The organism is Kaistia adipata DSM 17808 (assembly GCF_000423225.1).
Classification (GTDB): Bacteria; Pseudomonadota; Alphaproteobacteria; order Rhizobiales; family Kaistiaceae; genus Kaistia; species Kaistia adipata.
Map to the genome: position 1 here is coordinate 261975 of NZ_AUHO01000006.1, position 21383 is coordinate 283357.

The 21383-nt window shown below is 67.4% G+C and carries 19 protein-coding genes; 13 read left to right on the plus strand and 6 right to left on the minus strand.

The window, feature by feature from the left end:
* The 5 genes from G539_RS27370 to mfd all read left to right on the plus strand — a co-directional run bounded on the left by G539_RS27370 (nucleotide 1) and on the right by mfd (nucleotide 8594).
* On the plus strand, nucleotides 1-549 hold the full coding sequence (locus tag G539_RS27370) for a GAF domain-containing protein (RefSeq protein ID WP_156911742.1): 549 nt from the start codon (nucleotides 1-3) through the stop codon (nucleotides 547-549).
* Nucleotide 550: 1 nt separating this feature from the next.
* Complete coding sequence (locus tag G539_RS0101555) at nucleotides 551-2626, plus strand: hydantoinase/oxoprolinase family protein (protein ID WP_029073640.1); 2076 nt, start codon at nucleotides 551-553, stop codon at nucleotides 2624-2626.
* Between the two features lie 3 nt (nucleotides 2627-2629).
* Nucleotides 2630-4306 carry a hydantoinase B/oxoprolinase family protein gene (locus tag G539_RS0101560; protein ID WP_029073641.1) on the plus strand — a complete coding sequence of 559 codons (1677 nt, stop codon included), beginning with the start codon at nucleotides 2630-2632 and terminating at the stop codon, nucleotides 4304-4306.
* A 490-nt stretch (nucleotides 4307-4796) separates the two neighbouring features.
* Entirely contained in the window at nucleotides 4797-5084 is a 288-nt protein-coding gene (locus tag G539_RS0101565) for an FAD assembly factor SdhE (RefSeq protein ID WP_029073642.1), read from the plus strand.
* 6 nt (nucleotides 5085-5090) lie between these two features.
* Nucleotides 5091-8594, plus strand: a complete 3504-nt coding sequence (gene mfd / locus G539_RS0101570) for a transcription-repair coupling factor (RefSeq protein WP_035829817.1) — start codon at nucleotides 5091-5093, stop codon at nucleotides 8592-8594.
* 406 nt (nucleotides 8595-9000) lie between these two features.
* Here the strand turns inward: mfd and G539_RS0101575 are convergent, their stop codons facing one another.
* Nucleotides 9001-10836: an extracellular solute-binding protein gene (locus tag G539_RS0101575; RefSeq protein WP_029073644.1), complete on the minus strand. Its 1836-nt coding sequence runs from the start codon at nucleotides 10834-10836 to the stop codon at nucleotides 9001-9003.
* 248 nt (nucleotides 10837-11084) lie between these two features.
* Between G539_RS0101575 and G539_RS23320 the strand changes: the two genes are divergently transcribed.
* The 3 genes from G539_RS23320 (at nucleotide 11085) to map (ending at nucleotide 12936) form a co-directional block, all read left to right on the plus strand.
* Nucleotides 11085-11765, plus strand: a complete 681-nt coding sequence (locus G539_RS23320; protein WP_084639691.1) for an invasion associated locus B family protein — start codon at nucleotides 11085-11087, stop codon at nucleotides 11763-11765.
* A gap of 161 nt (nucleotides 11766-11926) precedes the next feature.
* Entirely contained in the window at nucleotides 11927-12139 is a 213-nt protein-coding gene (locus tag G539_RS0101585) for a ParD-like family protein (RefSeq protein WP_029073645.1), read from the plus strand.
* Nucleotides 12136-12936 (plus strand): type I methionyl aminopeptidase, encoded by an 801-nt coding sequence (gene map / locus G539_RS0101590; protein WP_029073646.1) that lies wholly within the window; start codon nucleotides 12136-12138, stop codon nucleotides 12934-12936. The genes G539_RS0101585 and map overlap by 4 nt, the downstream gene beginning before the upstream one ends.
* Nucleotides 12937-12966: 30 nt before the next feature.
* On the opposite strand, the gene hspQ is transcribed toward map, so the two are convergent.
* The 4 genes from hspQ to G539_RS0101610 form a co-directional block, all read right to left on the minus strand.
* On the minus strand, nucleotides 12967-13299 hold the full coding sequence (gene hspQ, locus G539_RS0101595; RefSeq protein WP_029073647.1) for a heat shock protein HspQ: 333 nt from the start codon (nucleotides 13297-13299) through the stop codon (nucleotides 12967-12969).
* Between the two features lie 91 nt (nucleotides 13300-13390).
* Nucleotides 13391-14551 carry a UbiH/UbiF family hydroxylase gene (locus tag G539_RS0101600; RefSeq protein ID WP_029073648.1) on the minus strand — a complete coding sequence of 387 codons (1161 nt, stop codon included), beginning with the start codon at nucleotides 14549-14551 and terminating at the stop codon, nucleotides 13391-13393.
* Nucleotides 14548-15024 (minus strand): DUF6691 family protein, encoded by a 477-nt coding sequence (locus G539_RS0101605; protein WP_029073649.1) that lies wholly within the window; start codon nucleotides 15022-15024, stop codon nucleotides 14548-14550. Before G539_RS0101605 ends, G539_RS0101600 begins: the two co-directional genes overlap by 4 nt.
* Nucleotides 15021-15458 (minus strand): YeeE/YedE family protein, encoded by a 438-nt coding sequence (locus G539_RS0101610; RefSeq protein ID WP_029073650.1) that lies wholly within the window; start codon nucleotides 15456-15458, stop codon nucleotides 15021-15023. The genes G539_RS0101605 and G539_RS0101610 overlap by 4 nt, the downstream gene beginning before the upstream one ends.
* A gap of 193 nt (nucleotides 15459-15651) precedes the next feature.
* On the opposite strand from G539_RS0101610, the gene G539_RS0101615 reads away from it, so the two are divergent.
* From G539_RS0101615 to G539_RS0101630, 4 genes are all read left to right on the plus strand, one after another.
* Nucleotides 15652-16347 (plus strand): CDP-alcohol phosphatidyltransferase family protein, encoded by a 696-nt coding sequence (locus G539_RS0101615; RefSeq protein ID WP_051231002.1) that lies wholly within the window; start codon nucleotides 15652-15654, stop codon nucleotides 16345-16347.
* Nucleotides 16348-16371: 24 nt separating this feature from the next.
* Nucleotides 16372-17091 (plus strand): TerC family protein, encoded by a 720-nt coding sequence (locus G539_RS0101620; RefSeq protein WP_029073652.1) that lies wholly within the window; start codon nucleotides 16372-16374, stop codon nucleotides 17089-17091.
* A 173-nt stretch (nucleotides 17092-17264) separates the two neighbouring features.
* Nucleotides 17265-18458, plus strand: a complete 1194-nt coding sequence (locus G539_RS0101625; RefSeq protein WP_035829820.1) for an MFS transporter — start codon at nucleotides 17265-17267, stop codon at nucleotides 18456-18458.
* Nucleotides 18459-18552: 94 nt separating this feature from the next.
* Entirely contained in the window at nucleotides 18553-19545 is a 993-nt protein-coding gene (locus G539_RS0101630) for a quinone oxidoreductase family protein (RefSeq protein ID WP_029073654.1), read from the plus strand.
* A 281-nt stretch (nucleotides 19546-19826) separates the two neighbouring features.
* On the opposite strand, the gene G539_RS0101635 is transcribed toward G539_RS0101630, so the two are convergent.
* Nucleotides 19827-20777, minus strand: coding sequence for a LysR family transcriptional regulator (locus G539_RS0101635; protein ID WP_051231003.1), 951 nt, complete (start codon nucleotides 20775-20777; stop codon nucleotides 19827-19829).
* 255 nt (nucleotides 20778-21032) lie between these two features.
* Between G539_RS0101635 and uraH the strand changes: the two genes are divergently transcribed.
* Nucleotides 21033-21383 carry a hydroxyisourate hydrolase gene (gene uraH, locus G539_RS0101640; RefSeq protein ID WP_029073656.1) on the plus strand — a complete coding sequence of 117 codons (351 nt, stop codon included), beginning with the start codon at nucleotides 21033-21035 and terminating at the stop codon, nucleotides 21381-21383.

The window sequence follows — 21383 nt, forward strand, 5'->3', positions numbered from 1 at the left end:
ATGACTCTCGCACAGCAGCCCGATCCCGTGGCGGATCGCCAGGCCTGGGACGAACTCATCGCGGCCCTCGGCGCCGGCGACCAGCCGACCGCGACGCTCGCCAAGGTCGAGGAGCTCTACCAGCGCGAAGTCGGCGCGATCATCTTCACCGTGATGAACGCCGATATCGCCTCGGGCATGTCGCGCCGCCTCTACTCGAACCATCCGGTGGAATATCCGACCTCCGGCTACAAGCAGTCGGCCGCCGGCAAGTGGAACGACCTCGTGATCGGCGAGAAGAAGCCCTATGTCGCCAACACGATCGAGGAGATCGCGACGGTCTTCCATGACTATGAGCTGATCGAGCAGCTCGGCTGCGGCTCCTGCATCAACGTGCCCGTCGTGTTCGGCGGCGAGGTGATCGGCACCATCAACATCCTCGACAAGACCGGCGCCTACACGCCCGACAAGGTCGAGCGCGCCATGGCGCTGCGCCCGTTCGCGGCGATCGGCATCCTGGCCGCCACCGTCACCGAGCAGGCATCGCAGATGCGCGAGGGAAAGAACTGAGATGAGCGACAAGACGATCCGCGTCGCCACCGACGTCGGCGGCACCTTCACCGACCTCGTCTATTTCGAGACCGACAACGCGACCGGCCAGCAGACCGTCCGCACGGCGAAATCCGACACGACGCCGCCGAATTTCGAACAGGGCGTTCTCAACGTGCTCGCCAAGGCCGATGTCGATCCCGCCGACATTGCCTTCTTCGCGCATGGCACCACCGTCGTCATCAACGCGCTGACCGAGCGCAAGGGCGCCAAGACGGCGCTGATCACGACCGAAGGCTTTCGTGACGTGCTGGAGATCGCGCGCGGCAACCGGCCCGATTTCTTCAACCTGCAATATGTGAAGCCGCAGTCCTTCGTGCCGCGCTATCTCTGCCGCGAGGTGCCCGGCCGCATCGCCTATACGGGCGAGGAGCGGACGCCGCTCGACCTTTCCGGCCTGCCGGCGATCCTGGAGGATTTCCGCGCCGAGGGCGTCGACGCGATCGCGATCTGCCTGCTGCACGCCTATGCCGATCCCCGGCACGAGCAGGCGGTCGCCGCCGAGATCCGCAAGCTCTGGCCGGAGGTCTCGGTCGTCGCCTCGCACCAGATCACCCGCGAATGGCGCGAATATGAGCGCGCCTCGACGACGGTGTTGTCGGCCTATGTGCAGCCGGTCGCCAGCCGCTATCTCGGCCGGCTCGAGGACGGGCTCGCCTCGAAGGATTTCGGCGGCCAGCTCTACGTCATGCAGTCGAACTGCGGCGTCGACACGCTGTCGGCGACGCGCGAGATCCCGATCACCATGGTCGAGAGCGGCCCGGCCTCCGGCTTCTGGGGCGCAGCCGAGCTCGGCCGTATCATCGGCGAGAAGAACGTGCTGGCGCTCGACATCGGCGGCACCACGGCGAAGTGCTCGCTGATCGAGAACGGCCATGTGAAGATCATGACCGACTACTGGATCGAGCGCGACCGCACCGCGTCAGGCTATCCGATCATGGTGCCGGTGGTCGACCTGGTCGAGATCGGCAATGGCGGCGGCTCGATCGCCTGGGTCGATGATTTCGGCAAGCTGCATGTCGGCCCGCAATCGGCCGGCGCTCTGCCGGGTCCGGCGGCCTATGCGCGCGGCGGCACGCAGGCGACGACGACCGACGCGAACCTGGCGCTCGGCCGCATCGACAAGGACTATTTCTGCGGCGGCACGATCACGGCCGACATGGCCGCGGTCGAAGGCGCGCTGAATGCGCTCGCGGAAAAGCTCGGGCTTTCGCCGATCGAGGCGGCGCGCGGCATCCTGCGCATCGCCAACAACAACATGATCAACGCGCTGAAGCTGGTGTCGCTCAACCGCGGCCACGATCCACGCGACTTCACGCTGGTCGCCTTCGGCGGCGGCGGCGCCATGCATGCGGTGGCGCTCGCCACCGAGCTCGGCATGAAGAAGGTGGTCATCCCGCGCGGCGCCTCGGTGTTCTCCGCCTGGGGCATGATGATGTCCGATCTCCGCCGCGACTTCTTCGTGTCGCGCCTGATCGAGGCGGGGGCCGGCCGTGCCGCGGCGCTGGAAGCGCTGCTGCACGAGACGAAGGAACGCGCCGTCTCGCAGTTCGTCGCCGAGGGCGTCGATGCCGGCAAGGTGAAGCTGGTGGCCTTCGTCAAGTGCCGCTACCAGAACCAGGAGCACGCGGTCGAGGTCGAGTTCCAGGGCGGTCGCGTCGACGCGGCGTCGATCGCTGCGATGATCGACACGTTCCACACGGCCTATGAGCGCGAATACACCTATCGCCTCGACGCGCCGGTGGAGATCGTCGGCCTGCATCTCGTCGCTTCGGCCGAGGTCGGCAAGCTCGAGATGAACGCGCTCCCGACGACGGGCGCGACGCTCGACCAGGCGGTGAAGAGCCGCCGCGACGTCGACTACGCGCTCGAAGGCGTGCACGAGGCGACGATCTACGACCTCGCCAAGCTGGAGCCCGGCATGCGCTTCGATGGCCCTGCCATCCTGGAGGATTCCGGCACCACCGTGGTGATCCACCCGGGCAACCGCGTGTCCATCGACGCCTATGGCAACACCCACATCGAACTGGGGGCCTGACCTATGAGCAGTGCAGCAACACAGAGCCCGTCGCACGATCCCGTCACCTTCGACATCATCCAGAACTCGCTGCAGGCGATTTCGGATGAAATGTTCGCGGCGATGCGCAAGACGGCGATGAGCGCCATCATCTACGAGGTGCTCGACATGGGCACCGGCATCTGCGCCGCCGACGGCGAGATCGCGTCGTCGGGCGCCGGCATCCCGTCCTTCATCGGCGTGCTCGACAAGGCGGCGAAGGCGATCCTGCGCAAGCATCCGCTCGCCACGATCCACGCCGGCGACGTCTTCGTCACCAACGATCCGTTCTATGGCGGCGTCACCCATCTGAACGATGTCGTGCTGGTCATGCCGGTGTTCGCCGAGGGCGAGATCGTCGCCTGGACGGCCAACATCGCGCACTGGAACGACGTCGGCGGCATGGTGCCGGGCTCGATGTCGACCGACGCCAAGGAGATCTACCAGGAAGGTCTCCGCATCCCGGCGATCAAGATCATCGAGAAGGGCGTGTCGAACCAGTCCGTCATGGACCTGATGACGGTCAATTCGCGCCTGCCCGAGTTCCTGAAGGGCGACATGTGGGCGGCCATCGCGGCGGTCCGCATCGGCGAGAAGCGCATCCTCGACCTCGTCAACAAGTACGGCAAGTCGACCTTCATCGCCGCCATGAAGCACTTCATGGACTATGGCGAGCAGGTCACGCTGAAGGCGCTCAAGGAGCTGCCCAAAGGCAAGTTCTCCTTCGCCGAAGAGCAGGACAACGGCCAGACCTACAAGGTGACGGTCGAGATCACCGACGATGAATTCATCGTCGACCTGACCGACAATCCCGACCAGACGCTGACCCCGAGCAACGCCAGCCGCGACGGCGTCGTCGTCTCGTGCCAGATGGCGATCAAGGCGATCACCGACGTCAGCGCGCCGGCGAATGGCGGCTCGTTCCGCCCGCTCGTCGTCAAGACGCGACCCGGCTCGATCTTCGACGCGCAGGAGCCGGCGGCGCACGGCTTCTACTACGAGGTCGAGATCCGCGTGTTCGACCTGATCCTGCGCTGCCTGGCGCAGCACCTGCCGGAGAAGCTCTCGGCCGGCAGCTTCGCCTCGATCTGCGGCACCGTGCTCGGCGGTCCGCATCCGGATACCGGCCGGCACTTCACCATCGTCGAGCCGGAGCTCGGCGGATGGGGCGCGATGCCCGGCCGCGACGGCAACAACGCGATCTTCTCCGGCTTCCACGGCGAGACGTTCAACTGCCCGGCCGAGATCGCCGAGGCGCGCTACGGCCTCTATGTCGACCAGCTGGCGTTGAACCCGGAGGAAGGCGGCGAGGGCCAGTGGCGCGGCGGCAAGGGCATCCGCATGGATTACCGCGTCCGCGCCGACGGCAACTTCCTGACCTGCGGATACACCCGTTCGAAGGTCATGCCCTGGGGCATGGAAGGCGGCCATGACGGCACTGGCAACCATGTCGACGTGATCAAGACGGATGGCAGCCGCAAGCGCTACTCCTTCGCCACCGGCGTCGAGCTCAACAAGGGCGACATCGTCCGCGTCGTCACCGGCAATGGCGGCGGCTACGGCGATCCGAAGAAGCGCTCCCGCGCCGCCGTGCTCGACGACATCAAGAACGGCTATCTCAGCGCCGAGCGCGCCAAGGCCATCTACGGCGTCGATCTCTGACGTCTGGCAGCGATCCGGACGTCCCGCGCGATGTTGGCTGCGGGACGCCCGGGTTGCGTCTGGCCGGTCCAGGGCGAGCGATCGGCTCGCCGCGTTGATTTCCTCAGGATGCATTTCCGAACGCGAGCCTCGTCCTGAGGCGCCCGGCGAAGCCGGGCCTCCAGGGAACGCCTGACGTCGCGCGCGGGATGCCCTTGATCCGCCGCTTACGGCACCATGCTTGGCCCTCCTTCGGGGCTTCGCTGTCGCGAAACACCTCACGATGATGGTCGAGCGAGCCGATCGGGGGCATCGTTCGCAACTGTTCAATGCTTCGGCGGAATGGATCCCGGATCTCCGCTTCGCTTCGTTCGGGATGACGGCGAAGGTGGGGAGGCGGGGGAAGGCGGGGAACTGGGCGAGGGCGTCGCGGTCGCCGCTTCTCAGGCTGACAAGCCCGGACGAGAGGGCTATATCACGGCCCATCGGACATGAGCGGCGGAGTTGAGATATGAGCGGCACGACCTTGTCGAGCGAGGGGCTGGACGTTCGCCGCCGGCGCACCCATTTCCGCTGCTGGCATCGCGGCATGCGCGAGATGGACCTGATCCTCGGCCGCTTCGCCGATGCCCATATCGCGGATCTCTCCGACGACGAGCTCGACATTCTCGAGGCTCTGATGGAGGAGCAGGACCGCGATCTCCTGATCTGGCTGACGGGCGAGGCCCCGACGCCGGACGACGTCAACACAGAGTTCTTCCAGAAGCTCGCCGCGTTCACCGGCGCCAGCCCTCGTTAGGCCCCGATGGTCCAGTTCAAATACATCCTCGGCCGTCCCTCGACGGTCCTTTCCGGCGTTCCGGACGGCTTCGACGGCAAGGTCGTTGCCGACATCGCGGCGCTCGCCGCACGCGAGGAACTGCCCCACGTCCTGGTCATCGCCCGCGACGGCAACCGCATGGCCGATCTCGAGCAGGCGATGCGTTTCTTCTCGCCCGGCACCGAGGTGGTCGCCGTCCCGGCCTGGGACTGCATGCCCTATGACCGCGTGTCGCCGAACACGGCGGTCGTGGCGCGGCGCATGGCGGCGCTCTCCTATCTCGCCCACTACCAGCCGGTGAAGGGCCGGGCGCTCGTCGTTCTGACCACCGTGAACGCCGCCGTGCAGCGCGTGCCGCGGCGCGAGCAGGTGGCGCGCCAGAGCCTGTCGATCGCCAGCGGCAACCAGCTTTCGATGGACAAGCTGATCGGCTGGCTCGAGGACAACGGATTCCTGCGCACCTCGACCGTGCGCGAGGCGGGCGAATACGCCGTGCGCGGCGGCATCATCGACCTCTTCGCCGCCGGACAGGAGGAGCCGATCCGCGTCGACTTCTTCGGCGACACCATCGATTCGATCCGCTCCTTCGACGTCGAGAGCCAGCGCACCATCGCGCAGAAGAAGCGGCTCGACCTCGTGCCGATGAGCGAGCTGGTGCTCTCGCCGGAATCGATCGCGCGCTTCCGCGAACGCTATGTCGCGACGTTCGGCGCCACCGACCGCGAGGACCTGCTCTACCAGTCGGTCAGCGAGGGCCGCCGCTACAACGGCGTCGAGCACTGGCTACCGTTCTTCGTCGACGGCCTCGACACGCTGTTCGACTATCTGCCGGGCGCGCCGGTGGTGCTCGACCACCTGGCCGAGGAGGCCGTCGCCGAGCGCTTCGACGACATCATCGACCATTATGACGCCCGCAAGAGCGCCATGGGGCAGGGGCAGGGCGGGGTGCCCTATCGCCCGGTGCCGCCGGATCAGCTCTACCTGACGCAGGACGAGTGGAAGGGCCGCGAGAAGCTGGCGCCGCTGCTGCGCATGACGCCCTTCGCCGAACCCGACGACACCATGGTGGTCGATCTCGGCGGCCGGCATGGGCGCACCTTCGCGGCCGAGCGCACCGCCGGCGACGTCAACGTCTTCGACGCCGTCATCGACCACATCGCCGGCCTGCGCGAGAAGAAGCGCGTCATCGTCGCCTCCTGGAGCGACGGCGCGCGCGATCGCCTGGCGCAGGTGTTGGACGACCACGGGCTGAAGCGGGTCGAGCGGATCGACGACTGGGCGGGCGCCGAGAAGCTCGACAAGGGCGTCGTCGGCCTCGGCGTGCTCGGCCTCGAGGCGGGCTTCGAGACGCCCGACATGGTGATCGTCGGCGAGCAGGACATCCTCGGCGACCGCCTCGTCCGGCCGCGCAAGCGCGCCAAGCGCGCCTCCGACTTCCTGAGCGAGGTGACGGGCCTTTCCGAGGGCGACATCGTCGTCCACGTCGATCACGGCATCGGCCGCTTCAGCGGGCTGAAGACGATCACGGCGGCCGGTGCGCCGCATGATTGCCTGGAGATCCTCTATCACGGCGGCGACCGGCTCTATCTTCCGGTCGAGAACATCGAGCTTTTGTCGCGCTACGGCTCCGAGGATGCCGAGGCCGTGCTCGACAAGCTCGGCGGCGTCGCCTGGCAGGCGCGCAAGGCCAAGCTGAAGCAGCGCATCCGCGACATGGCGGGGCAGCTGATCAAGGTCGCGGCGGCGCGCGCCATGCGCCATGCCGAGCCGCTGGCGCCCGCCGACGGGCTTTATGACGAGTTCGCGGCCCGCTTCCCCTATGAGGAGACGGAAGACCAGCTCGCGGCGATCGAGGCGGTCATCGCCGATCTCGGCGCCGGCACGCCGATGGACCGCCTGATCTGCGGCGACGTCGGCTTCGGCAAGACGGAAGTGGCGCTGCGCGCCGCCTTCGTCGCCGTGATGAGCGGCAAGCAGGTGGCGGTCGTCGTGCCGACGACGCTGCTGTCGCGCCAGCATTTCAAGACCTTCTTGACCCGCTTCGCCGGTTTCCCGGTTCGCGTCGAGCAGGCGTCCCGGCTCGTCTCGACGAAGGATCTGGCCGAGACCAAGAAGGGCATCAAGGAAGGCCAGGTCGACATCGTCGTCGGTACCCACGCGCTGCTCGGCAAGGGCATCGAGTTCCGGGATCTCGGCCTGCTGATCATCGACGAGGAGCAGCATTTCGGCGTCAAGCACAAGGAGCGGCTCAAGGAGCTCCGCGCCGACGTGCATGTGCTGACCCTCTCGGCGACGCCGATCCCGCGCACGCTGCAACTCGCCCTGACGGGCGTGCGCGAGCTGTCGCTGATCACCACGCCGCCGGTCGACCGCATGGCCGTCCGCACCTTCATCTCGCCCTTCGATGCGCTCGTCGTGCGCGAGGCGCTGCTGCGCGAGCGCTATCGCGGCGGCCAGAGCTTCTATGTCTGTCCGCGTCTTTCCGATCTCGCGGACCGGAAGGAATTCCTCGAAAAATTCGTCCCGGAAGTGAAGGTCGCGATCGCGCATGGCCAGATGCCGCCGACCGAGCTCGAGGACATCATGACGGCCTTCTACGAGGGCGCCTATGACGTGCTGCTCTCGACGACGATCGTCGAATCCGGCCTCGACATCCCGACCGCCAACACGCTGATCGTGCACCGCGCCGACATGTTCGGCCTGGCGCAGCTCTACCAGCTGCGCGGACGCGTCGGCCGCTCGAAGACGCGCGCCTATGCGCTCTTCACCGTGCCGGCCGAGAAGCGGCTGACGCCGATGGCGGATCGCCGCCTCAAGGTGCTGCAGTCGCTCGACACGCTCGGCGCGGGTTTCCAGCTCGCGAGCCACGATCTCGACATCCGCGGCGCCGGCAATCTGCTCGGCGAGGAGCAGTCGGGTCACATCAAGGAAGTCGGTTACGAGCTCTACCAGCAGATGCTGGAGGAGGCGGTGGCGCAGCTGCGCGACGGCGGCGCCGACGAGCACGAGGCGGATGGCCGCTGGTCGCCGCAGATCACGGTCGGCACGCCGGTCATGCTGCCGGAGACCTATGTGCCGGATCTGCAGCTTCGCCTCTCGCTCTATCGCCGCCTCGGCGACCTGGAGGAGCCGGAGCAGATCGACGGCTTTGGCGCGGAGCTGATCGACCGCTTCGGACCGCTGCCGGACGAGGTCGAGCATCTGCTCAAGATCGTCTACATCAAGGCGCTCTGCCGCAAGGCGAATGTCGAGAAGGTCGACGCCGGCCCGAAGGGCGTCGTCATCGGCTTCCGCAACTCGACCTTCGCCAATCCGGCCGGCCTGATCCGCTACATCGGCGAGCAGGGCAGCCTGGCCAAGGTGCGCCCCGACCAGAAGATCGTGCTGATCCGCGACTGGGAGAAGCCCGAGCAGCGCCTGAAGGGCACGGCGGTGATCCTGACCCAGCTGGCGCGCATGGCCGAGGAAGCCAACAAGAAGGCGGCTTGAGGGGGCGTGATTTGACGGGGCGGTGCGTGCGTTCCACGCGCCGCCGTCATCCCGGCGAAGCCCGGGATCCATGTTTCCGCGCGCTCGTTGCTATGGCTCGGCGCCAATTCGCTTCAGCTGCACTATGCCGGCGCGCCTGGCTGCCAGCCGCCTCAGGCGGCGGCCGAATGGATCCCGGATCTCCGCTTCGCTGCGTCCGGGATGACGGCGAGTGGGTGGCGAACCGGGAGCGTGCGCCAACGCGGCTCTTCCGCACGCTTGCCGGAGGGTTGGGCGGGAACTTCGCGCAGTCTAGAGGCGCAAAGACCGACACACCCTCCGCCGTCATCCCTGCGCAAGCAGGGATCCATGCCTCCGCGCGTCCGGGATGACGGCGAGCGGCGTTGCCGCCGCTCCCGCCGTTCCGCTACTTCGCCGGTGTCGCGTACCAGGTCGGGTAGGTGTAGCCGCTGACCGACTGCTTTTCCGGATGGTCGACGCGCGTCCAGCGGGCGACCCATTGCTCGGGCAGGAAATAGAGCGGCACGACATAGTGCTGCGAGATCAGCACGCGGTCGAGCGCGCGCACCGTCTCGATGAAGTCCTCGCGCGACTCGGCCGCGAGGATGTCCTTCAGCAGCGCATCGATCGCCGGGTTCCTGGCGCCGACATAGTTGTAGGAGCCGGGCACCTCGGCCTGGGCGCTCGACCAGCGATAGTTCTGCTCGTTGCCGGGCGAGAGCGAGGCGACCCACGACGTCATGATCATGTCGAAGTCGAATTCCTGCACGCGCCGCTCGTATTGGGCCGAATCGACCGTACGGACGGTCGCCTTGATGCCGACGCGCGCCAGCGTGCGGGCGAAGGCGAGGCCGACACGTTCCTGCTCGCGGTCCTTCAGCAGCAGCTCGAAGGTGAGCGGCTGGCCCGTCTTGGTGTTGACCAGCGCGTTGCCCTTGAGCTCGTAGCCGGCCTCGTTGAGCAGGCCGAGGGCGGCGCGCAGAAGCTTGCGGTCGCCGCCCGAGCCGTCGCTCACGGCGGGGCGATAGCTGCCGTCGAGCACGGCCGGCTCGACCGCGTCCGGGAATTCCGCCAGCAGCGCCTTCTCCTTGTCGGAGGCCGGGATGCCGATCGAGGAGAGCTCCGAGCCCTCGAAATAGCTGGCATTGCGGTCGTAGACGCCGAAGAACAGGTTCTTGTCGAGCCACTCGAAATCGAGCAGCGAGGCGAGCGCCTTGCGGACGCGGACGTCCTCGAAGGTCGGCCGGCGCGTGTTCATGGCGAAGCCGAGCATGCCCTTCGGCAGGCCGGTCACGACGCTCTCCTTGACGACGCGTCCGTCCTTCACCGCCGGGAAGTCGTAGCCGCTGCGCCAGGTCGCGGGATCCGATTCGGCGTTGACGTCGTAGAGGCCCTTCTTGAACGCCTCGAACATCGAGCTGCGGTTGCGGTAGTAGTCGATGCGGATCTCGTCGAAATTGTCGAAGCCGCGCTTGATCGGCAGGTCCTTGCCCCAGTAGTTCGGATCGCGCTTCAGCGTGAAGCGCTCGCCGGGCTTTACCTCGCCCATCAGATAGGGGCCGCTGCCGATCAGTGGCTTCAGCGTCGAGCGGTCGAAATTCTCGATGTCGGTGGCATGCTTCGGCAGGATCGGCATCAGGCCGAGCAAGAGCGGCAGCTCGCGGTCGGCGCCGTCGGCGAACACCATGCGCACGCCGTTGTCGCCGACCTTCTCCATGGACTTCACCTTGGAGTACCAGGAGCGGTAGTTCGGGCGGCCCTTCTCGCGCAGGATCTCGACCGTGAACATCACGTCCTCGGGGGTCACCGGCTTTCCGTCCGAGAAACGCGCCTTGGGGTTGAGATTGAAGGTGATCGAGCTGCGGTCGTCCGGGACGTCGACGCTTTCCGCCAGCAGTCCGTAGAGGGTGAAGGCCTCGTCGCGATTGCGCGCCAGAAGGGCCTCGAACACGTTGTTGCCGAGCGACACGTCCCAGATGCCGCGCGCCGTCGTCTCGGCGCCCTTCACGATGAACGGGTTCAGGCTGTCATAGCTGCCAACGAAGGCGTAGGTGATTCTGCCGCCCTTGGGCGCGTCGGGGTCGGCGTAGGGCAGGTGGGTGAAACCGGCCGGCAGGGCCGGCTCGCCGTGCATCGCGAGGCCGTGGCGGGGTTCGGCGCCGGCGGGGACGGCGAAGGGAAGGGTGGCGAAGACGGCCAGCGCCATGAGGGCGGCCGATGACCGGAGGGGGCCGATTGGCATGTGTACTCCTGCCGAAGGGGGGCTCGGGCGACGAATCGTTCAAAAAAAACGTAGCACGGCCACTGGGGCAATCTTGTGCCAGCTAGAAATCGCAGCTTCGTCCGGCTATTGATGCGCCCGAGCTTCTCCGTCACCGTGTCGCCTCAATTGCTGGTCATCCAGCCTCGGCGCGCGGCAAGTCTGCCAACCCGCAGGCGAATGTCGGTCTCCGAAGCGCAGGGTTTGAGATAAACGCAAGGACACGCTCGATGTCGCATCGTTGGAATTCTGGTCTGGTTCGGGTGCCGCATCTGGCTGCTGCCGCGCTTGTCATGGCGCTGTCCGCGCCGCTGGCGCACGCCCAGGATGCTGCTCCGGCCGCTCCCGCCGCGAAGGCCCCCGCAGCGGCCGCCAATGCTGCCCCGCCGGTTTCGCCCTGGGTCAAGGAATGCGGCCAGGACCCGCAGTCCAAGAAGAAGCTCTGCATCACCTCGCAGGAGCTCCGCGCCGAGACCAACCAGTTCATCTCGTCGCTGCAGATCCGCCAGCTCGAAGGCGAGTCGAAGATGGCGCTCACCGCCATCGTCCTGACCGGCCAGCTGATCCAGCCGGGCCTGCGCGTTCAGGTCGACCAGAACAAGCCGGCCGAGCTCAAGTACGTCGTCTGCGAGCCGAGCGTCTGCTACGCCCAGGCCGAGGTCGACGCCGCCTTCATCGCTTCGATGAAGAAGGGCAACAAGGTCACCGCCATCTCGCTGAACCCGCAGGGCAAGCCGATGGTGTTCCCGTTCTCGCTCGCCGGCTTCACCAAGGTGATCGACGGTGAGGGCCTCGACCGCGCCGCCGGCCAGGCGCGCCGCAACCAGCTGCAGGACCAGCTGCAGAAGAACGCCGAAGAGAACCGCAAGAAGCTCATCGAGCAGCAGAACAAGGAGCGCGGCGCCGAGTAATCGGCCGGCCACATCCGGAATGAAGGAGGGCGCGTCCGCAGGGACGCGCCCTTTTTGTTTGGCCAGTGGCCGCGCCCGGCGGGAGGCCGCGATCGGGCCCTTGGCAGCCATTCATACGAAGTATATACGTTTCATATATTCTTCGTAGGAAGGGAATCCCGATGGGCATCGTGAACATCGACGACGACCTGCATGAGCAGCTGCGCCGGGCGAGCAAGGTCTCGTGCCGGTCGATCAACGCGCAGGCGGCTTTCTGGATCAAGGTCGGCATGCTGTGCGAGACCAATCCGACCATGAGCTTCACCGAGATCATGGAACGCGAACTGAGCGCCGCCGGCGTCTCGGCCCAGCCGCTGGTGGCGGGCCACGCATGACCAAGTCGCCGCAGGAGCTGGCTCTGCTGGCCGAATCCGGACGGTTGCTGGCATCCGTCTTCGAGATGCTGGACCGGACCGCGCTCGCGGGCCTGTCGACGCTGGAGGTCAACGACAGGGTCGAGCGTTTCATCGTGCACGATCTCCAGTCCCGACCCGCGAGCAAGGGCCAGTATGGCTATGGCTTCGTGCTGAACTCCTCGGTGAACGAGGTGGTCTGCCACGGCGTGCCGTCGCCGGAGGTCGTGCTTCGGGACGGCGATATCGTGAACCTCGACATCACCCTCGAGAAGAACGGCTACATCGCCGATTCCAGCAAGACCTACCTGGTGGGCGAGGTCGATCTCGCCGCCAGGAGGCTGGTGGAGACGACCTACGAGGCAATGTGGATGGGCATTCGCGCGGTGCGGCCGGGCGCCCGGCTCGGCGATATCGGCTGGGCGATCGAGCGGCACGCCAAGCGCAACGGCTATTCGGTCGTGCACGAATATTGCGGCCACGGCATCGGCCGGAAGATGCACGAGGATCCGCAGATCCTGCACTATGGAAAGCCGGGAACGGGCCTCGCCCTGCGCGAGGGCATGGTCTTCACCATAGAGCCGATGCTCAATCAGGGCCGGCGCAACGTGAGGACCGAGGCCGACGGCTGGACCGTGGTGACGAAGGACGGATCGCTTTCCGCGCAGTTCGAGCACACGGTCGCGGTCACGTCGTCCGGCGTGTCGGTGCTGACGCTGCGTGCCGACGAGAAGAGCGCGCGACGGGCCCGGCGGCGCGCGGCGACGGTGTCCGCCTGAGCCGACGCGCGGGCGGCGGCCCGGACGGGCTCAGTTCAGGTGCCCGCCCTTCGCGACATAGAGCTGGCCGCGCCGCTCCTTGAAGTGCTCGTGCAGCTTCGGATGACGCAGCGGCTCCTCGCTGTCGTCGGCGAGCAGGTTCTGCTCCGAGACATAGGCGACGTATTCGGTCTCCGCGTTCTCGGCGAGCAGGTGGTAGAAGGGCTGGTCCTTCGACGGCCGGGCATCGGCCGGGATCGCGTCCCACCATTCGTCGGTGTTGTCGAAGACCGGATCGACGTCGAAGATCACGCCGCGGAACGGATGCGTCCGGTGGCGGACGATCTGCCCGATCTGGAACTTGGCGATGCGCGGCTGAACCATTTTCTGTGCCCCTCTTTACGGGACGGTCTAAAGCCATGCTGACCCGTCCGCGTCAACCCATTGCGCAGCGGAACCTTGAGCCGGCTTTCTGTCAAAGCCGTGGCGCCAGCCCCTGGTGCATGATGGCGCGCTTCAGTATCGGCACGCGATCGATGGCATAGAGGCCGATGCCGCGGAGCGCCTGGATCGGCAGGAAATCCGTCAGCAGGGTCCGGTTGAGCGCGTCGACGGCGGTGGTGCGCGAGAGGATGTCGCCGACGCGTGCGCGGTCATAGGCTTCGAGCGCGGCGGCGCTGCCGGGATCGGCGCGGTGGTCGCGCACGACCGCTCCGAAAGCGGCGGCGTCGCGCAGGCCGAGATTGAGGCCCTGCGCGCCGATCGGCGGGAAGACATGCGCCGCCTCGCCGATCAGCGCGATGCGCCGCGCCGCGAAATGCCGGGCCGTCTGGCCGGAGAGCGGGAACACCTGCCGCTGACCGTTCAGGCGGATCTTGCCGATGATCGAGCGGCTGCGCGTCTCGAACTCGGCCGCGAGGGCGTCGTCGTCGAGCTTCGAGAGACGCTCGGCCTCGGCCGGGCCGACGACGCAGACGATGGCGGAGTTGAGCCCCGGCATCGGCACGATGGTGAAGGGGCCGGTCTCGGTGTGGAACTCGGTCGAGACGTCGTCATGCGGTAGGCTGTGGCTGATGTTCACGACCAGCGCCGCCTGCGGATAGGACCAGCTGCGCACGGCGAGGCCGGCGGCATCGCGGGCGCGCGAGCGGCGTCCGTCTGCGGCGCCGATCAGCCGGGCGCGGACCGATCCGGCGTCGGCGGTCGTGACCGTCACGGCGTCGTCGGCCGGTTCGACGGATTCGGCGAAGCCGGAAACCCGCTCGATGCCGGCCGCGTCGACGGCGGCGTCGAGCGCGGCGACGAGATGGACGTTCGGGATGTTGTAGCCGAACGCCTCGCGGCCGATCTCGTGGGCGTGGAACTCGACCAGCGGCGCCCGGATCAGCCGGCGCGTGCCGTCGACGATTCGCATGGTGCGCAGCGGCGCCGACTTGTCGGCGAGGGCGGGCCAGACGCCGGCCTGTTCGAGGATCTCGACCGACTGGCCCAGCATCGCCACCGTGCGCTCGTCGCGCGGCGGCGCCTTCGGCGCGACCAGCACGACGGAGGCGCCGTGCTGGCGCGCCAGCAGCGCGGCGACGAGGCCCGCCGGTCCGGCGCCTACGACGGCAACGTCGCGAATCTCTTCAGTCATGATTGGGCCTGCGTCTTGTCGTCATTGCGGGCGCCGGCGCGGCGCACCATTCGTACGCCGCCCCAGCCTGCCGCCATGGCGACGAGAAAGATCAGAATTTCGGGCAGCGCGAAAGCGATATTGGCGATCGCCGGGCCGGGGCAGAGGCCGGCGAGACCCCAGCCGACGCCGAACAGCAGCGAGCCGATGACGAGCTGCGAATCGATCGGGCCAGCCTCGGGATTGGCGAAGGTGGGCGCGGCGACGGGATGGCGGTGGCGATGGGCGATGCGCAGCGCCGCCATGCTGACCATGACGGCGGCGGCGAAGACGAAGGCGAGGCTCGGGTCCCAGCCGCCGCTCGGAATGGCGCCGATATCGAGGAACGCCTTGACCTTCGCCGGATCGATCATGCCGGAGATCGCCAGACCCAGGCCGAACAGCAGGCCCGAGGCGAGAGCGGCGCAATTGGCAAGCGCGGGGCGATCCGTCACGGGCCGTGCCTCATGATGTAGACGGTCAGGATGGCCGCGGCCATGAAAGCCAGCACCGCGACGATCGAGCGGCCGGAGATCCGCGCCAGGCCGCAGACGCCATGGCCCGAGGTGCAGCCGCGCGCCAGCCCGGTCCCCGCGCCGACCAGCAGGCCCGCCGCGCCGAGGCCGAGCGGCCCCAGCTCGAGATCGGGAAGGTTGTGCGGCGCGTCCTGGATCCAGCCGGGCGAGAGCAGGAAGCCGACCGCCGCGCCGACCGGCAGGCCGATCAGGAACAGCAGCCGCCACGGTTCGGCGCGCAGCCGCCCGAACAGCGTCATGCCGAAGATCGACGACACGCCGGCGACGCGGCCATTCACAATCCACAGCAGACCGGCGGCCGCGCCGATCAGGGCGCCGCCGATCGTGGCGGATAGGGGTGAGAAGCCTAGCATGGGTTACTCCTGCGACCCGTTCATGGTGGGGTCGCCCCGCCAGGCGGGCAATCCTGTCAGATGTCGCAGGACAGGACGCCGCAGAGCCTATTGCATGCCCGCCTGCGAGCACGTATCGACTGTAGTTCACCCAGCCAAGGGCGCTGGATGCGGCCGCACGACGCGTGCCTGGCCGATGCAGCAGGGGAGCCTCATGCCGAAGACGAAGACCTGGGCCGTTCATCTCCTTACGGCGAGCGGCGCCGGCTTCGCGCTCCTGGCGGCGCTGGCCGTCATGCGCAGCGCCTGGGTCGAGACCTTCGTCTGGCTCGGCGCCGCCCTGTTCGTCGACGGCGTCGACGGTCCGCTGGCGCGCAACGTGCGCGTCGGCGAGCGCGTGCCGTGGTTCGACGGCGCCATCCTCGACATGGTGATCGACTATACGACCTATGTCTTCATCCCGGCGATGATCCTCGCCCATGCGGGGTTGATGCCGCAGGCGCTGGCGACTCCGGCCGCCATTCTCGTCGCCGTCATCGGCGCGCTCTATTTCGCCGACACGCGGATGAAGACGCGCGAATACGGCTTCCGCGGCTTTCCGGCCGTTTGGAACATGGTCGTCTTCGTTCTGATGGTGTTCGCGCCGCCGCCGGCCGTGTCGGTCGTCGTCATCGTCGCGCTCGCCCTCCTGACCTTCGCGCCGGTGGAGTTCGTGCATCCCGTCCGCGTCCAGCGCCTGCGGCCGCTGACCTTGCTGATGACGCTCGGCTGGGCGATCTTCTCGCTGCTCGCGGTGATTGCGGAACTTCGGCCGAATCAGCTCGTTCTCGCAGGACTGGGACTGACCACGATCTATCTGACGTTTGTCGGCGCGGCCCTGCAGGCCACGCGGCTTCGGCTGAAACATTAACGCAGAGGCGAGGCATAGCGGCTCATGAACTTCGAACTATTTCTTGAGCCGGCCGCCTGGGTCAGCTTCCTCACGCTCTCCGCCATGGAGATCGTGCTCGGCATCGACAACGTCGTGTTCATCTCGGTGCTCGTCTCCCGCCTGCCGGCGGAGCAGGCGAAGCGCGCCCGCCAGATCGGCCTGTCGCTGGCGCTGATCTTCCGCATCCTGCTCCTGATGGTGCTGTCGTTCCTGATCGGCCTGACGGCGCCGGTCTTCACCCTGTTCGAGCATCCCTTCTCCTGGCGCGACATCATCCTGCTCGCCGGCGGCCTGTTCCTGGTGTTCAAGGCGACGCACGAGATCCACAAGGGCGTCGAGGGCCATGACGAGGGCGCCAAGGGCGCGGTGATGGCCGGCTTCTCGGCGATCGTCGCGCAGATCATCGTCATCGACATCGTGTTCTCGGTCGATTCGATCGTCACCGCGATCGGCATGGCCGAGCATATCGAGATCATGGTCGCCGCCGTCGTCGTCGCGATGATCGTCATGTATGTCGCCTCGGGCCCGATCTCGGCCTTCATCGAGAAGCATCCGACCACCAAGATGCTGGCGCTGGCCTTCCTGCTGATGATCGGCGCGGCGCTGATCGCCGACGGCGTCGGCTTCCATATCCCGCGCAGCTATCTCTATGCCGCGATGGCGTTCTCGGCGCTCGTCGAGATGCTCAACGTGGCGGCGAAGCGCAACGCCAAGGCGCATTGACGCCCTGGCGGCCGCCGGGGCGCGAGCGGGCGGCTTGAATCGGTTCTAGAACCGGTTGCAAGCCCCCGGAGCCGCCTCTACTAATGATGGGATGATCCGAACGCCCTCCGATGAACGGGGGGCGTTTTCTTGCGGCCGAGGCCGCGCCCACCACCCCAACCGTCCGAGTCGAGATGGGCCTTTCCTTCGCGTCCGCACGCCTCATCATGGCGTTGTTCTTCTTTTATTCCACCTCGATGTCGAACTGGCTGATCCGCATTCCGGACGTCCAGCACAAGCTTGGGATGGAGCCGGCGACGCTGGCGCTCTGCCTGCTCGGCGTGCCGCTCGGCCTCGTCACCTCGATGGCGTTTTCCGGCGCCGTGGTCGAGTGGCTCGGGCCGCGCCGCGCAATCAAGATCGGCTTTCCGCTGTTGCTCGCGCCGTTGCTGCTGCCGGGTTTCGCCACCACGCCGACGCTGCTCTTCCTCGCGCTCGTGCTCGTCGGCCTCGGCATGGGGCCGCTCGAGGTTGCCTTGAACGTGACCGCCGACCGCATCGGTCGCGCCATCGGCCGCACCGTGATGTCGCGCTGTCATGCGTTCTGGAGCTTCGGCCTGATGGGCGGCAGCGTCACCGGATCGCTCGCCGCCACCTACGGCCTTTCGACCGGCGTGCACATGATCATCGTCGTGATCGTCGTGCTGGTGATCGGTGAAATCCTGGCCTCGCGCCTGCCGCCGACCCAGACGGTCGCGGACGAGGCGCCCAAGGAAAAGACGCCGCATTTCGTCCTGCCGTCGCCCAAGATCGTGCTGCTCTGCCTGTTCGCCTTCGGAATGCTGCTGGTCGAGGGCGGCATCATCGACTGGAGCGCCATCTACCTGCGCGACGTGTTCGGTGCCCAGCCGCCGACGACCGGCTATGCGCTGACCGCGTTCAGCCTCGTCATGGCGTTTGGCCGCCTGGTCGGTGATTGGTTGTCGATGCGCTATGGCGCGGTGAAGATGGCGAGGGTCTGCTGCACGGTGGCGCTCGCCGGCCTGCTGGTCATGGTGCTCGCGGTCGATCCGTTCATGGTGATCGTCGGCGCGGCCGCCACTGGCTTCGGCGTCTCGATCGTCTTCCCGCTCGCCGTCACCGCGGCCGCCTCGCGCGAGGGCCCGCCCGCCGTCAACGTCGCGGCGCTGTCGCTGCTCTCCTTCTCGGGCTTCCTGCTCGGACCGCCGATGGTCGGCTTCGTCGCCCAGTTCGGAGGATATCGCATGGGCATGGCGACGCTGCTGCTGGCCGCCGTGATGAGCCTGGTGCTGTCCGGCGAGGTGCGTCCGCGCAAGCCGGCGAGCACGGTGGTGCCGGCCAAGGACGCGGTGCGCGGGGCGGCCTAGTATCTTTGGAATCGTGACCGGGACGGAACGAAGCCCGTTCTGTCCCGTTCGGTCGGAGCAAGGCGCCGGCGGGCGCGGAAGGTGGGAGGCAGGAATGGCAGAGGCGGTCAGCGCGCACGCGGTCCGGGTCCAGGCGCATGGCGGAGCCGAGGTGCTCTCCTTCGATACGGTCGAGGTCGCGGCCCCGGCCGCCGGGCAGGTGCGCCTGCGGCAGACGGCCATCGGGCTCAACTTCGTCGACACCTATTTCCGGACCGGCCTCTATCCCGCGCCGGGCTCGTTCCCGTTCATCCCGGGCAGCGAGGGCGTCGGCATCGTCGAGGCGGTGGGCGAGGGCGTCAGCAACGTTCGGGTCGGCGACCGGGTCGGCTATGGCGACGCCATGGGTTCCTATGCCGATATCCGCCTGGCGCCGGCCGCGCGGATGATCCCGATCCCGGAGGGGATCAGCGACACGATCGCCGCCTCGGTGCTGCTGAAGGGCATGACCGCTCGCTACCTGCTGCGCGAGACCTTCAAGGTCGGGCCCGGCCACACGATCCTGTTCCACGCGGCGGCCGGCGGCGTCGGCCAGATCGCGACCCAATGGGCCAAGGCGCTCGGCGCCACGGTGATCGGCACGGTCGGCTCGCCCGAGAAGGCCGCGATCGCGCGCCGGCTCGGCTGCGACCATGTCATCGATTATCGCAGCGAGAACTTCGTCGACCGCGTGCTGGAGATCACCGGCGGCGCCAAGCTCGACGTCGTCTATGATTCCGTCGGCAAGGACACGTTCCCGGCCTCGCTCGACTGCCTCAAGCGGCGCGGGCTCTGGGTCTCGTTCGGCCAGTCTTCCGGCCCGGTGCCGCCCTTCAACATCGGCATCCTGAACCAGAAGGGCTCGCTGTTCGCGACGCGCCCGTCGCTCGCGGGCTATATCAGCGACCCGTCCGAACTGGCCGAGACGGCCAAGGACCTCTTCGACGTGCTGGCGTCGGGCAAAGTGATCGTGGCCGAGCCGCAGACCTTCCGCCTCGCCGACGCGACAGAGGCGCACCGGGCGCTGGAAGGCCGGAAGACGTCGGGATCGGTGGTCCTGATCCCGTAGGCGGGGCCACGCCCAACGGGTCGAGGATGCTTGGCTGGGCTTGCCCTACCTCTCCCTGAGGAGACCTTCGCGTAACTTCAAACAGCCGTCATGCAGCGTGCTGTCTGCAACATCCTGAGGAGGCTTGCGAAGCGAGCCGTCTCGAAGGACGCCCTGTCGAGGGGCCGTTCATCGATTGCAGGGACCACACTGCGTGCTTCGAGACGCCCCTCCGGGGCTCCTCAGCATGTCGAGGACGGCGTTGTGCCAAGCTGTCCGATGGGAGAGGTGGGGTCCTGGGGCTAGCGCAGCTCGTCCGAGCCGTCGAAATGGCGACTCGCCAGGTTGAAGAAGGCGGCCGGCGCATAGCGCAGGTCGCCGCCCGCGCGGATGATCATGCCGAAGCGGTTGAGCGCCAGTCCCTTGTCGGCGATCGGCCGGAACACGACCTCGCCCGAGGCGAGCGCCTCCTCGATGCCGAGCGGCGTCATGAAGGCGAGATAGCGGCCCGTCCGCGCCAGTTCGAACAGCAGGCGGATCGAGTTGACCTCGACGAAAGAGCGCTGGCCGCGCGCGCCCTGATCGAGGAACGGATCAATCACCTCGCGGATCGACAGGCCGCGCCTGGGCACGGCGAAGGGATGGCCGAAGCAGGTGGCGAAGGTGAGCCGCGTCTCGCCGGCGAGCGGATGGTCGGCGCGCATGACGGCGCCGACCGGCAGGTCGCGGCGGATGGCGATCTCGATCTCGCGGCGCGGCCGGGCGATGAAGCCGAAGCCGATATCGACCTCCGCCGCGATCACCATGTCGATCACGTCCGAAGCCGATGCCATGCGGATGTCGACATGCAGGCCCGGATGGCGGGCGCCGAATTCCGCGACCAGGCCCGGCAGGATGGTCAGGCCGACGCTTTCCACCGTGGCGATCCTGACCGTTCCCGTCTTCATCCCGGCGAGCAGGCTGAGCTCGGAGATGGCCGCCTCGAGCGGGCCGGTCATCTGGCGGGCGTGGCGGAGCAGGATTTCGCCGGCCGGCGTCAGCCGCAGCCGGCGCGCCTCGCGCGTGAACAGCGGCATGCCCAGCGTCTGCTCGAGATGGCCGATCTGCCGCGCGACGGCCGACGACGCGATGTTCAGCCGGCGCGCCGTCTCGCGCATCGAGAGCGTTTCCGCGACCATGACGAAATAGATCAGCGACGGCGTCTGGAACAGCCGCGCCAGGCTGGCGGGGGACAGGGCCGGCTTCATCTGCATGGGCGTTCCTCCCCATTGTCGGATGTCGCGACGATTGATGCCTTTTCGGCAGCAGTCCGCGCTTCAACATGCACTATCATGGACACCGCTGCCGGCCTAGCATGATGGCAGGGGATGGCGTCAGGTTTGCGTTGCGACGCGGACTTGCCGCGATAAGGTGCAGGGATCGATCGAAGAATCCGTTGATCACGCCTTGGGCAGTTCCCTATGGTTCGTCCAAGGTCGGACGCCGGTACGCACTGGAATGGAACGGAAATGGGCCGCCTCACCACGCATGTTCTCGACACCGCCGCGGGCCGACCGGCGGCCGGACTGAAGATCGAGCTCTACCGTCTCGGGAGCTCGCCCGAGTTGGTGAAAACGGTCACGACCAACGCCGACGGCCGGGTCGACGGACCTCTCCTCGAAGGCGAGGCGCTGACGGCCGGTCGATATGAGCTGGTGTTTCATGCCGGCGACTATCTCCGCCGGTCGGGCGCCAGCCTGCCGGACACGCTCTTCCTCGACACCATCCCGATCCGCTTCGGCATCGCCGCGCCGGGCGAGCACTATCACGTGCCGCTTTTGATCTCGCCCTACGGCTATTCCACCTATCGGGGCAGCTGA

Coding starts and splice junctions, on each gene's coding strand:
- G539_RS27370 (WP_156911742.1), top strand. CDS start 1: ATGACTCTCGCACAGCAGCCCGATCCCGTGGCGGATCGCCAGGCCTGG.
- G539_RS0101555 (WP_029073640.1), top strand. CDS start 551: ATGAGCGACAAGACGATCCGCGTCGCCACCGACGTCGGCGGCACCTTC.
- G539_RS0101560 (WP_029073641.1), top strand. CDS start 2,630: ATGAGCAGTGCAGCAACACAGAGCCCGTCGCACGATCCCGTCACCTTC.
- G539_RS0101565 (WP_029073642.1), top strand. CDS start 4,797: ATGAGCGGCACGACCTTGTCGAGCGAGGGGCTGGACGTTCGCCGCCGG.
- mfd (WP_035829817.1), top strand. CDS start 5,091: ATGGTCCAGTTCAAATACATCCTCGGCCGTCCCTCGACGGTCCTTTCC.
- G539_RS0101575 (WP_029073644.1), bottom strand. CDS start 10,836: ATGCCAATCGGCCCCCTCCGGTCATCGGCCGCCCTCATGGCGCTGGCC.
- G539_RS23320 (WP_084639691.1), top strand. CDS start 11,085: ATGTCGCATCGTTGGAATTCTGGTCTGGTTCGGGTGCCGCATCTGGCT.
- G539_RS0101585 (WP_029073645.1), top strand. CDS start 11,927: ATGGGCATCGTGAACATCGACGACGACCTGCATGAGCAGCTGCGCCGG.
- map (WP_029073646.1), top strand. CDS start 12,136: ATGACCAAGTCGCCGCAGGAGCTGGCTCTGCTGGCCGAATCCGGACGG.
- hspQ (WP_029073647.1), bottom strand. CDS start 13,299: ATGGTTCAGCCGCGCATCGCCAAGTTCCAGATCGGGCAGATCGTCCGC.
- G539_RS0101600 (WP_029073648.1), bottom strand. CDS start 14,551: ATGACTGAAGAGATTCGCGACGTTGCCGTCGTAGGCGCCGGACCGGCG.
- G539_RS0101610 (WP_029073650.1), bottom strand. CDS start 15,458: ATGCTAGGCTTCTCACCCCTATCCGCCACGATCGGCGGCGCCCTGATC.
- G539_RS0101615 (WP_051231002.1), top strand. CDS start 15,652: ATGCCGAAGACGAAGACCTGGGCCGTTCATCTCCTTACGGCGAGCGGC.
- G539_RS0101620 (WP_029073652.1), top strand. CDS start 16,372: ATGAACTTCGAACTATTTCTTGAGCCGGCCGCCTGGGTCAGCTTCCTC.
- G539_RS0101625 (WP_035829820.1), top strand. CDS start 17,265: ATGGGCCTTTCCTTCGCGTCCGCACGCCTCATCATGGCGTTGTTCTTC.
- G539_RS0101630 (WP_029073654.1), top strand. CDS start 18,553: ATGGCAGAGGCGGTCAGCGCGCACGCGGTCCGGGTCCAGGCGCATGGC.
- G539_RS0101635 (WP_051231003.1), bottom strand. CDS start 20,777: ATGCAGATGAAGCCGGCCCTGTCCCCCGCCAGCCTGGCGCGGCTGTTC.
- uraH (WP_029073656.1), top strand. CDS start 21,033: ATGGGCCGCCTCACCACGCATGTTCTCGACACCGCCGCGGGCCGACCG.